Origin of the sequence: Rahnella sp. ChDrAdgB13, assembly GCF_017655185.1 — a bacterium.
GTDB classification, from domain to species: Bacteria; Pseudomonadota; Gammaproteobacteria; order Enterobacterales; family Enterobacteriaceae; genus Rahnella; species Rahnella contaminans.
The window spans coordinates 130,664-141,172 of sequence record NZ_JAEMGT010000012.1; the positions used below are offsets into that span (position 1 = coordinate 130,664).

14 protein-coding genes are annotated in these 10,509 nt (G+C 51.5%); 13 read left to right on the forward strand and 1 reads right to left on the reverse strand.

Features of this window, described 5'->3' with window-relative positions; genetic code table 11:
- Window positions 1-101: 101 nt before the first annotated feature.
- The 4 genes from kefG (at window position 102) to slyD (ending at window position 3,552) form a co-directional block, all read left to right on the forward strand.
- On the forward strand, window positions 102-656 hold the full coding sequence (gene kefG, locus J8X26_RS05225) for a glutathione-regulated potassium-efflux system ancillary protein KefG (RefSeq protein ID WP_101077422.1): 555 nt from the start codon (window positions 102-104) through the stop codon (window positions 654-656).
- Window positions 656-2,464 carry a glutathione-regulated potassium-efflux system protein KefB gene (gene kefB, locus J8X26_RS05230; RefSeq protein WP_152327478.1) on the forward strand — a complete coding sequence of 603 codons (1,809 nt, stop codon included), beginning with the start codon at window positions 656-658 and terminating at the stop codon, window positions 2,462-2,464. Before kefG ends, kefB begins: the two co-directional genes overlap by 1 nt.
- Before the next feature lie 78 nt (window positions 2,465-2,542).
- Complete coding sequence (locus J8X26_RS05235; protein WP_104923594.1) at window positions 2,543-2,746, forward strand: YheV family putative zinc ribbon protein; 204 nt, start codon at window positions 2,543-2,545, stop codon at window positions 2,744-2,746.
- Window positions 2,747-2,946: 200 nt separating this feature from the next.
- Window positions 2,947-3,552 (forward strand): peptidylprolyl isomerase, encoded by a 606-nt coding sequence (gene slyD / locus J8X26_RS05240; RefSeq protein ID WP_152327477.1) that lies wholly within the window; start codon window positions 2,947-2,949, stop codon window positions 3,550-3,552.
- 70 nt (window positions 3,553-3,622) lie between these two features.
- On the opposite strand, the gene J8X26_RS05245 is transcribed toward slyD, so the two are convergent.
- Window positions 3,623-3,841, reverse strand: a complete 219-nt coding sequence (locus J8X26_RS05245) for a protein SlyX (RefSeq protein ID WP_112288598.1) — start codon at window positions 3,839-3,841, stop codon at window positions 3,623-3,625.
- A gap of 291 nt (window positions 3,842-4,132) precedes the next feature.
- On the opposite strand from J8X26_RS05245, the gene fkpA reads away from it, so the two are divergent.
- From fkpA to J8X26_RS05290, 9 genes are all read left to right on the forward strand, one after another.
- Window positions 4,133-4,996, forward strand: coding sequence for an FKBP-type peptidyl-prolyl cis-trans isomerase (fkpA, locus tag J8X26_RS05250; protein ID WP_208950321.1), 864 nt, complete (start codon window positions 4,133-4,135; stop codon window positions 4,994-4,996).
- Window positions 4,997-5,260: 264 nt separating this feature from the next.
- Window positions 5,261-5,983, forward strand: a complete 723-nt coding sequence (locus J8X26_RS05255; RefSeq protein WP_165061123.1) for a transcriptional regulator — start codon at window positions 5,261-5,263, stop codon at window positions 5,981-5,983.
- The gene (gene tusD / locus J8X26_RS05260; RefSeq protein WP_208950322.1) at window positions 5,980-6,372 is read left to right on the forward strand and encodes a sulfurtransferase complex subunit TusD; all 393 of its coding nucleotides are present in this window, start codon (window positions 5,980-5,982) and stop codon (window positions 6,370-6,372) included. Before J8X26_RS05255 ends, tusD begins: the two co-directional genes overlap by 4 nt.
- Window positions 6,373-6,394: 22 nt before the next feature.
- Window positions 6,395-6,754 (forward strand): sulfurtransferase complex subunit TusC, encoded by a 360-nt coding sequence (tusC, locus tag J8X26_RS05265; protein ID WP_152327475.1) that lies wholly within the window; start codon window positions 6,395-6,397, stop codon window positions 6,752-6,754.
- 13 nt (window positions 6,755-6,767) lie between these two features.
- A complete protein-coding gene (tusB, locus tag J8X26_RS05270) occupies window positions 6,768-7,055 on the forward strand; it encodes a sulfurtransferase complex subunit TusB (RefSeq protein ID WP_208950323.1) in 288 nt (95 codons plus the stop codon).
- Between the two features lie 143 nt (window positions 7,056-7,198).
- Entirely contained in the window at window positions 7,199-7,573 is a 375-nt protein-coding gene (gene rpsL, locus J8X26_RS05275; RefSeq protein ID WP_013573668.1) for a 30S ribosomal protein S12, read from the forward strand.
- A 96-nt stretch (window positions 7,574-7,669) separates the two neighbouring features.
- A complete protein-coding gene (gene rpsG, locus J8X26_RS05280) occupies window positions 7,670-8,140 on the forward strand; it encodes a 30S ribosomal protein S7 (RefSeq protein WP_005969574.1) in 471 nt (156 codons plus the stop codon).
- A 96-nt stretch (window positions 8,141-8,236) separates the two neighbouring features.
- Complete coding sequence (gene fusA, locus J8X26_RS05285; RefSeq protein WP_152327473.1) at window positions 8,237-10,351, forward strand: elongation factor G; 2,115 nt, start codon at window positions 8,237-8,239, stop codon at window positions 10,349-10,351.
- Window positions 10,352-10,422: 71 nt separating this feature from the next.
- A partial coding sequence (locus J8X26_RS05290; protein WP_002436303.1) for a GTP-binding protein occupies window positions 10,423-10,509 on the forward strand: 87 nt, incomplete at its 3' end.

Here is a 10,509-nt window from a genome sequence, read left to right on the forward strand (position 1 = left end):
TGTCATGATAATGATTTAAACAAGACGTATCGCGTCCCATTTAGTCTTTGCGAAGCATGGTAACGGAAAAACCGCACCCTGACGACGCTTTGGAGGTATTGATGTCGCAGCCACCAAAGGTTTTGCTGCTTTACGCTCACCCGGAATCACCCGATTCGGTCGCCAACCGCGTTTTACTGCAACAAGCCCAGCAGCTCGAACATGTCACTGTGCATGATTTGTACGCTCACTATCCTGATTTTTTTATTGATATTCATCGCGAGCAGCAATTGCTCCGCGACCACAAAGTGATTGTTTTCCAACATCCTCTTTATACCTACAGTTGCCCGGCGCTGCTGAAAGAGTGGATGGATCGCGTTCTGGCGCGTGGTTTTGCCAGTGGTGCTGGCGGGAATGCGCTGAACGGAAAATACTGGCGTTCGGTTGTGACCACCGGCGAGCCGGAAGGGGCGTATAAAGCGGGCGGATATAACCGTTACCCGATGTCCGACATTATGCGTCCGTTCGAGCTGACGTCGGCGATGTGCCATATGCACTGGATGACGCCGATTATCATTTACTGGGCGCGCCGTCAGAAACCTGATGTGCTGCAAAGCCACGCCGAAGCTTATGGCGAATGGCTGAAATCCCCGCTGCCGAACGGAGGGATTGCCTGATGGACGGTTCAAATTTACCCGCCGCGATCTTGCTGTTTTTATTCGCGGCCGTGGTTGCAGTTCCTGTTGCCCAGCGTTTAGGGATTGGCGCGGTGCTCGGTTATTTGCTGGCCGGGATCGCCATCGGCCCGTGGGGGCTGGGCTTTATCCGCGACGTCGATGAAATTCTGCATTTCTCCGAGCTGGGCGTAGTGTTCCTGATGTTTATCATCGGGCTGGAGCTGAATCCGGGAAAACTGTGGGCGCTGCGGCGGCAAATTTTTGGCGTCGGCGCCGGGCAGGTGATTCTGACCGCGCTGGTGCTCGGCGGTTTATTGTGGCTGACGAAATTCTCCTGGCAGGCGGCGGTGATCGGCGGCATCGGGCTGGCGATGTCATCAACGGCGATGGCGTTGCAGCTGATGCGCGACAAGGGCATGACGCGTAATGAAGGTGGTCAGCTGGGTTTTGCCGTGCTGCTGTTTCAGGATATCGCGGTGATCCCAGCTTTGGCGCTGATCCCCATTCTTGCGGGCGGTTCTGAAGGCAGCAATAACTGGGAAATGATCGGCATGAAAGTGCTGGCTTTCGGCGGCATGTTGATCGGCGGGCGCTATCTGCTGCGGCCAATCTTCCGGCTGATTGTGGCCTCCGGCGTGCGCGAAGTTTTTACGGCGGCGGCGCTTCTCGTGGTCCTCGGTTCCGCGCTGTTTATGGATACGCTGGGCTTTTCGATGGCGCTCGGAACGTTCATCGCCGGTATTTTACTGGCCGAAAGTGAATATCAGCACGAACTGGAAATCGCGATAGAGCCGTTTAAGGGTTTACTGCTCGGACTGTTCTTTATTTCCGTCGGCATGGCGCTCAATCTCGGCGTGCTTTACACCCATATTCTGCTGGTGCTGGCGGGCGTCATTATTCTCGTGACCGTCAAAGGCGCTGTGCTTTACGCGCTTTCGCGGATTTTTGGATTGCGGACGTCGGTTAGGTTGCAGTTTTCTGCCGTTCTCAGTCAGGGCGGGGAGTTTGCCTTCGTACTGTTCTCGGCTGCGGGGGCGCAGAAAGTCATTTCTTCCTCGCAGCTTTCGCTGTTGCTGGTGGTGGTGACGTTATCAATGATGACCACGCCGCTGCTGATGCAGTGGGTGGATCGCATTCTGGTTCGCCGCTACAACGACGGTGAAGAAAGCGATGAAAAACACTTTGTGCAGGATGATGAACCGCAGGTGATTATTGTCGGGTTCGGGCGTTTCGGGCAGGTGATTGGCCGTCTGCTTATGGCGAACAAAATGCGGATTACCGTGCTGGAGCGCGATATCAGCGCTGTCGGGCTGATGCGGACTTATGGCTACAAAGTGTATTACGGCGATGCAACTGAACTGGAATTGCTCAGGGCGTCTGGCGCGGAAAAAGCGAAGTCGATCGTGATTACCTGCGATGAGCCGGAAGATACGATGACCATCGTGCATCTTTGCCAGCAGCATTTTCCGCATCTGAATATTCTTGCCCGCGCCCGGGGGCGTGTTGAAGCACATGAGTTGTTGCAGGCCGGTGTGGCGAACTTCTCCCGCGAGACGTTTTCCAGTGCGCTGGAGTTAGGGAAAAAGGCGCTGGTGACGTTGGGCATGCATCCGCACAGCGCCTACCGTGCTCAGCAGCATTTCCGCCGTCTTGATATGCGGATGCTGCGTGAACTGGTGCCGCAAAACCGCGGCGACGTGGCGCAGATTTCCCGCGTGAAAGAAGCGCGGCGTGAGCTGGAAGATATCTTCCAGAGCGAAATGCACAACGAACGGCGTCAGCTTGACGGCTGGGACGATGATGAATAGTCCGGCAGACGAAAATTTTTTGTGCCGTCCGAATGAAAAATGACCGGAAGCAATGTCGAAAATTTCAGGAGAATTAACATGGCGTCTACCCGTAAACGTTTCATCGCTGGTGCGGTGTGTCCGAAATGTAAGGCGATGGATACACTGGCTTTATGGCAGGAAGATCAGGTCGAAGTGGTGGAGTGCGTGAAGTGCGGACACCACCAGCGGCAGACCGACGCGCAGGTCAGTAAGAAGCTGCGCCCGGAAGAGCAGGTGATTGGTATTTTCGATCCGAAGTAGCGTTATCGCTCGCGTTTTTTTATGCTGTTCAGTACAGAGACGCGGATTTCCGCTACACTCTTCGCCAAATTTATCCGGCGGTGATTTTCAGGATGATCTCATCCAAAAGACGCCGTCACTGAATTAGCCTTAAGCGAAGTAGCGATCGTTCCCGAAACGTTCGCAGACAACAAATTGAGTATCCAACGGTAGGAGTTATCATGAAAGTAGCAAAAGACCTGGTCATCAGTGTGGCATATCAGGTACGTACAGAAGACGGTGTGTTGGTTGACGAATCTCCGGTGAGCGCACCGTTGGATTACCTGCACGGCCATGGTTCCCTGATCTCCGGTCTGGAAACTGCACTTGATGGTCATGCTGTTGGTGATGTGTTCGATGTGCATGTAGGCGCAAACGACGCTTACGGAAACTACGATGAAAACCTGGTTCAGCGCGTACCGAAAGACGTCTTCATGGGCGTTGACGAGCTGGAAGTTGGCATGCGTTTTCTGGCTGACACCGATCAGGGCCCGGTTCCTGTCGAAATCACTGAAGTTGACGGCGACCACGTTGTGGTTGACGGTAACCACATGCTGGCGGGTCAGGATCTGAACTTCCACGTTGAAGTTGTTGCTATCCGCGAAGCGACTGAAGAAGAACTGGCTCACGGCCACGTTCACGGCGAACACGGCCATGATCATGGTCACGACCATGAACACGGTGACGGTTGCTGCGGTGGTCACGGCCACGACCATGATCACGACCACGGTCATGATCACGGTAAAAAAGGCGGTTGTGGCGGCAACGGCGGCTGTGGTTGCCACTGATCACTTTGCCTGCAAAGCGATAAAAACGAAAGGCGCCGGAAGGGCGCCTTTTTGTTGCGTCGAAACAGCATCAATAATGCGGCGGCGGCGTTTCTTCCGACTGATCGGCAATCATTGACGGCTGACTGGCGCGAAGCTTGTCTGTCAGCAGGCGCAGGTGATCATGCAATCTGCTCATTTCCAGCTGATGCTGGGTGACGATCAGATTGAGCTCTTCGATAGTAATTTCCTGAAAAGCCAGCTTGTTCTCCAGCATCTCCAGACGTTGTTCAACGGTGTTTGAGTCCATCATCATTCCCTCATTGTGCGTCTCAAGCCTCTCAGATTGAGCGCTGACCGGAACCTCATTCTGTATTGTAGACCGGCGATTCTACCCGTAAACCCGCCTGATTGCCTGACCTGCGGCGCTTTATCTGTACGCCCTGATAATTTTAGGAAACTAATTGATGCAAAAAAGGTCGGAATAAGACGCTAATGGCGTGTATAGAGATTGTTTTGTCGTGAGACGGACAGTTATAGTAACCGCCGAACTTTCGTAATTATTACCAGAGGTCACACACTTCTGGTCTTGGAGAAATGGATGAAATCACTGTTTAAAGTAACTCTGCTGGCAACCACCATGGCGATCGCCCTGAATGCCACTCAGGTTATGGCTGCTGAAGCCACAGCACCGGCCGCTGCTGCCCCTGCGCCAGCCGCTGCAGCTGCACCGGCAGCAACAGATAAGACCAAGTTCAAAAGTGATGACGAGCAGGCAGCGTATGCACTGGGTGCATCTCTGGGCCGTTACATGGACAATTCACTGAAAGAACAAGAAAAACTGGGCATCAAACTCGATAAAGACCAGCTGATCGCCGGTGTTCAGGACGCGTTTGCAAACAAAAGCAAACTGTCTGACCAGGAAATCGAGCAAACTCTGCAAACCTTCGAAGGCCGTGTGAAAGCATCTGCACAGGCTAAAATGGAGCAGGACGCTAAAGCTAACGCTGACAAAGGCGACAAATTCCGTGCTGATTTCGCCAAAGAAAAAGGCGTGAAGAAAACTGAATCTGGTTTGCTGTATCAGGTAGAGAAACCAGGTACCGGCGCAGCGCCCAAAGACAGTGATACCGTTGTTGTTAACTACAAAGGCACCCTGACCGACGGGACTGAGTTCGATAACTCTTATACTCGTGGTGAGCCACTGTCCTTCCGTCTTGACGGTGTTATCCCAGGCTGGACCGAAGGCCTGAAACACATCAAGAAAGGCGGCAAAATCAAGCTGGTCATCCCACCAGAACTGGCTTACGGCAAAACTGGCGTCCCGGGGATCCCGGCTAACTCCACTCTGGTGTTCGATGTTGAACTGCTGGACGTGAAAGCAGCGCCAAAAGCTGATCCAAAAGCTGATCCAAAAGCTGCTGAAAAACCTGCTGAAGCCGAAGCTGCGCCGAAAGCTAACTAAGCTACCGCACAGTTGCTGCATGAAACCGTCGCTTAATGCGGCGGTTTTTTTTCGTCAGTAACTTTTATTTGAACCAGCCCCTCATTTTATTGCGGTTACTCTATGATGATAACTTGACGCTTTTGTCTGCCCGGCATAACGTCACAGATCCATATACTCGCAAGGCCGTTTTTTCTGTACTTTTGATACAGTAACGACCCTGGAACGATGAATAATGCGCTCTGACTCCCGTTGGAAGGCGCGATATAGAGGGTGGTAGCTTCGATGTCTAATTCGCTTATAACTGGCGAAACCGGCGATCTGGATTTGCTGGACCAACGTCCTTTCAGCCAGGTCGACCATGAAATTTTGTCTTCATACGAGGCCGTGGTGGACGGGCTTGCTATGCTGATTGGTGAGCACTGCGAAATTGTTCTTCATTCACTGGAAGATCTGAAATGCTCTGCGGTTCGCATCGCCAATGGCGAACATACCGGCCGCAAAATCGGCTCACCGATTACGGATCTCGCGCTGCGCATGTTACATGACATGACCGGTGCTGACAGCAATGTCTCCAAAGCCTATTTCACCCGTGCTAAAAGCGGTGTGCTGATGAAGTCGGTGACTATCGCCATCCGCAACCGTGAGCAGCGTGTCATCGGGCTGCTGTGCATCAACATGAATCTTGATGTGCCTTTCTCGCAGATCATTCAGACCTTCATGCCGCCGGAAACGCAGGAAGTCGCTTCTTCGGTGAACTTCGCGTCGTCGGTTGACGATCTGGTCGCTCAGACGCTGGAATTCACCATTGAAGAAGTGAATGCGGACCGCAATGTTTCTAACAATGCGAAGAACCGCCAGGTTGTGTTGAATCTCTATGAAAAAGGTATTTTTGATATTAAAGATGCCATTAATCAGGTGGCTGACCGTCTGAATATTTCTAAGCACACTGTATATCTATATATCCGCCAGTTTAAAAGTGGTGACCTGGTGGGGAACGAACGTTGAAGCTCCGCTACTGCCTTTTGGTAACCGGTCCGGCGTATGGAACTCAGCAAGCCAGTGCGGCGTATCAGTTCGCACTGGCGCTCATTGCGAGCGGGCATCAGCTCAACAGCGTTTTTTTCTATCGCGAAGGCGTACTGAACGGCAACCTGCTTTCTGCGCCAGCCTCCGATGAATTCGATTTAGTGAGATCCTGGCAGAGAATGGCAGCCGATCATCAGGTGGTGCTGAATGTTTGTGTTGCTGCGGCTTTGCGTCGCGGTGTGATTGACGAAACGGAAGCCCATAATCAGGGGCACGGTCAGACTAACCTGCAACCGGGTTTCCATCTGACCGGCCTGGGCAGCCTTGCTGAAGCTTCGCTGACCTGTGATCGTATGGTGCAGTTCTGATGTGCTATTGCAGAGAACAATAATGAAGAAGGTAGCGTTTATATTCACGCAAGGGCCGCACGGTTCTTCCGCCGGGCGCGAAGGTCTCGATGCGCTGCTTGCCACCTCAGCGCTTACCGAAGATATCGGCGTCTTTTTTATGGCAGACGGCGTTTTTCAGCTGATGCCTGCGCAGCAGCCTGAAAAAATTCTGGCCCGTAATTATATCGCCACGTTCGGTGTGCTGCCCCTTTATGATGTCGACCAGTGCTTTATCTGCACCGAGTCGCTGAAGGCTCGCGGTTTATCTGCCGGGCATGAATGGGTGCTGGACGTTGAGCCGCTGTCTGTGGCTGAAATCCGCGACCGGCTGGCGAGTTACGATGTGGTGATGACGTTTTAAATCAGGAAATCCCATGCTTTTTACCCTTTCCAGTTCTCCGCAACATTGTGATTTTTCATTGCTTCTTAAGATGATTGCATCGGATGACGCGCTTTTGCTGATGCAGGATGGAGTACTCGCGGCGCTCCATGACAGTGAAGCCTGTGATCTGCTGAGTCAGCATGTTCAGTCAGTCTATGTCCTCAGCGAGGATCTGGCGGCCAGAGGATTGGTTGGTCAAATTTCGCACAAAATAACGTTGATCGACTATACTGGATTCGTCGCGCTGACTGAGAAACACACCCAGCAAACAGCATGGTGAATCAACGATGTGCTGTATATTTCTTGACACCCTCTTAGGTCAGCCCTAAAATTCTGCGTCCCCATATTAGCTAATGCTTTTTGTGGGGCGATTTATCACGCGTTTACAAAGTAGTTTATGAACCAAAATCCAGGAGCTTTTTAATGGCAACAATTAATCAGCTGGTACGCAAACCACGCTCTACGAAGGTTGCTAAAAGCAACGTTCCAGCGCTGGAAGCTTGCCCGCAGAAACGTGGCGTATGTACTCGTGTATATACTACCACCCCTAAAAAACCAAACTCCGCACTGCGTAAAGTCTGCCGTGTGCGTTTGACTAACGGTTTTGAAGTTACCTCCTACATCGGCGGTGAAGGTCATAACCTGCAGGAACACTCCGTGATCCTGATCCGTGGCGGTCGTGTAAAAGACTTGCCAGGTGTGCGTTATCACACCGTCCGTGGCGCGCTGGACTGTTCAGGCGTTAAGGATCGTAAGCAATCTCGTTCTAAATACGGCGTTAAAAAGCCGAAGTCTTAATGGTTCTCCGTTAAGTAAGGCCAAACATTTTCACTTTACTGTCAAAATAAACTCTTAGAGTTTTGGACAATCCTGAATTAACAACGGAGTATTTCCATGCCACGTCGTCGCGTCATTGGTCAACGTAAAATCCTGCCAGATCCTAAGTTCGGATCCGAACTGCTGGCAAAATTCGTAAACATTCTGATGGTAGATGGTAAAAAATCTACTGCAGAAGCAATCGTCTACACTGCTCTTGAGACCCTGGCTCAACGTAGCGGTAAAGGCCACCTGGAAGCTTTCGAAGTCGCTCTGGACAACGTTCGTCCGACTGTCGAAGTTAAGTCCCGCCGCGTAGGTGGTTCTACTTATCAGGTTCCAGTTGAAGTCCGTCCGGTTCGTCGTAATGCTCTGGCAATGCGTTGGATCGTTGAAGCTGCTCGTAAACGCGGTGATAAATCCATGGCTCTCCGCCTGGCGAACGAACTTTCTGATGCTGCAGAGAACAAAGGTACTGCAGTTAAGAAACGTGAAGACGTTCACCGTATGGCTGAAGCCAACAAGGCGTTCGCCCACTACCGCTGGTAATCACTTCGCTGTAGTTATGCTAACCAAGCGGGCGCTTCAAGAAGCCAACCCGCTTGGGTTAACTGAACTTGAACGTCCTAGTTATAGAGGAATCAAATGGCTCGTAAAACACCCATTGAGCGCTACCGTAACATTGGTATCAGTGCTCACATCGACGCCGGTAAGACAACCACTACCGAACGTGTTCTGTTCTACACCGGTGTAAACCACAAAATCGGTGAAGTGCATGATGGCGCAGCCACCATGGACTGGATGGAACAGGAGCAGGAACGTGGTATTACCATCACGTCCGCTGCGACCACCTGTTTCTGGTCAGGTATGGCTAAGCAGTTCGAACCACACCACATCAACATCATCGACACCCCAGGGCACGTTGACTTCACCATCGAAGTTGAACGTTCCATGCGTGTTCTTGATGGCGCGGTAATGGTTTACTGTGCTGTTGGTGGTGTTCAGCCACAGTCTGAGACCGTATGGCGTCAGGCAAACAAATATAAAGTTCCTCGTATCGCGTTCGTTAACAAAATGGACCGTATGGGTGCTAACTTCCTGAAAGTTGTTGACCAGATTGAAAAACGTCTGGGCGCAACTCCGGTGCCACTGCAATTGGCAATCGGCGCGGAAGAGAAATTCACCGGTGTTGTTGACCTGGTGAAGATGAAAGCTATCAACTGGAACGAAGCTGATCAGGGCGTTACCTTCGAATACGAAGAAATCCCTGCCAACATGCAAGAACTGGCTGAAGAATGGCGTCAGAAACTGGTTGAGTCCGCAGCTGAAGGCTCTGATGAGCTGATGGAGAAATTCTTTGGTGGCGAAGAGCTGACTGAAGAAGAGATCAAAACTTCTCTGCGTAAGCGCGTTCTGAACAACGAAATCATCTTGGTTACCTGTGGTTCTGCGTTTAAAAACAAAGGCGTACAGGCAATGCTGGATGCTGTTGTTGAGTATCTGCCAGCACCGACTGACGTTGAAGCTATCAACGGTCTGTTGGACGACGGTAAAGACACTCCGGCAGTTCGCCATTCTGACGATTCAGAGCCGTTCTCTGCTCTGGCGTTCAAAATCGCTACTGACCCATTCGTGGGTAACTTGACGTTCTTCCGTGTTTATTCCGGTCTCGTCAATTCAGGTGACACTGTATTTAACCCAGTGAAATCTCAGCGTGAACGTCTGGGTCGTATCGTTCAGATGCACGCTAACAAGCGTGAAGAAATCAAAGAAGTTCGTGCGGGCGATATCGCTGCTGCGATCGGTCTGAAAGACGTGACTACAGGTGATACCCTGTGTGATCCGGATAATGTGATTATCCTGGAACGCATGGAATTCCCTGAGCCGGTAATCTCCGTTGCGGTAGAACCAAAAACCAAAGCTGACCAGGAAAAAATGGGTCTGGCTCTGGGCCGTCTGGCAAAAGAAGACCCATCATTCCGCGTTTGGACTGATGAAGAATCTGGCCAGACAATCATCGCAGGTATGGGTGAGCTTCACCTGGATATCCTGGTTGACCGTATGCGTCGTGAATTTAACGTTGAAGCTAACGTCGGTAAGCCGCAGGTTGCATACCGTGAAGCTATCCGCGCGAAAGTTACCGATGTTGAAGGTAAACACGCTAAGCAGTCTGGTGGTCGTGGTCAGTATGGTCACGTTGTGATCGACATGTACCCATTAGAACCTGGAACGAATCCGAAAGGATACGAGTTTGTCAACGAAATCAAAGGCGGTGTAATTCCTGGTGAATTCATCGGCGCGATTGACAAAGGCATCCAGGAACAGCTGAAGTCTGGTCCACTGGCGGGTTATCCGGTAGTCGATCTGGGCGTGCGTCTGCACTTCGGTTCTTACCATGATGTCGACTCCTCCGAGCTGGCGTTTAAACTGGCCGCTTCTATCGCCTTCAAAGATGGCTTTAAGAAAGCGAAACCAGTTCTGCTTGAGCCGATCATGAAGGTTGAAGTAGAAACTCCGGAAGAGAACACCGGTGACGTCATCGGTGACCTTAGCCGTCGTCGTGGTATGCTGAAAGGCCAAGAATCTAACGCTACTGGCGTTGTGATTCATGCTGAAGTTCCGCTTTCCGAAATGTTCGGTTATGCAACTCAGCTGCGTTCACTGACCAAAGGCCGTGCATCTTACTCCATGGAATTCCTGAAGTATGATGATGCGCCAAATAACGTGGCCCTGGCCGTTATTGAAGCTCGTGGCAAATAAGCCACTGGTTTAAACACAATGATCCCGTGCTCTCTCTATGAAGGGAGAGCACAAGAGTAAGGAATATAGCCGTGTCTAAAGAAAAATTTGAACGTACAAAACCGCACGTTAACGTTGGTACTATCGGCCACGTTGACCACGGTAAAACTACCCTGACT

Excerpts from the sequence above, each read along its gene's own strand:
- slyD (WP_152327477.1), top strand. The coding sequence starts at position 2,947 with ATGAAAGTAGCAAAAGACCTGGTCATCAGTGTGGCATATCAGGTACGT.
- tusC (WP_152327475.1), top strand. The coding sequence starts at position 6,395 with ATGAAGAAGGTAGCGTTTATATTCACGCAAGGGCCGCACGGTTCTTCC.
- rpsG (WP_005969574.1), top strand. The coding sequence starts at position 7,670 with ATGCCACGTCGTCGCGTCATTGGTCAACGTAAAATCCTGCCAGATCCT.
- fkpA (WP_208950321.1), top strand. The coding sequence starts at position 4,133 with ATGAAATCACTGTTTAAAGTAACTCTGCTGGCAACCACCATGGCGATC.
- kefB (WP_152327478.1), top strand. The coding sequence starts at position 656 with ATGGACGGTTCAAATTTACCCGCCGCGATCTTGCTGTTTTTATTCGCG.
- tusB (WP_208950323.1), top strand. The coding sequence starts at position 6,768 with ATGCTTTTTACCCTTTCCAGTTCTCCGCAACATTGTGATTTTTCATTG.
- J8X26_RS05245 (WP_112288598.1), bottom strand. The coding sequence starts at position 3,841 with ATGGACTCAAACACCGTTGAACAACGTCTGGAGATGCTGGAGAACAAG.
- J8X26_RS05235 (WP_104923594.1), top strand. The coding sequence starts at position 2,543 with ATGGCGTCTACCCGTAAACGTTTCATCGCTGGTGCGGTGTGTCCGAAA.
- rpsL (WP_013573668.1), top strand. The coding sequence starts at position 7,199 with ATGGCAACAATTAATCAGCTGGTACGCAAACCACGCTCTACGAAGGTT.
- J8X26_RS05255 (WP_165061123.1), top strand. The coding sequence starts at position 5,261 with ATGTCTAATTCGCTTATAACTGGCGAAACCGGCGATCTGGATTTGCTG.
- fusA (WP_152327473.1), top strand. The coding sequence starts at position 8,237 with ATGGCTCGTAAAACACCCATTGAGCGCTACCGTAACATTGGTATCAGT.
- kefG (WP_101077422.1), top strand. The coding sequence starts at position 102 with ATGTCGCAGCCACCAAAGGTTTTGCTGCTTTACGCTCACCCGGAATCA.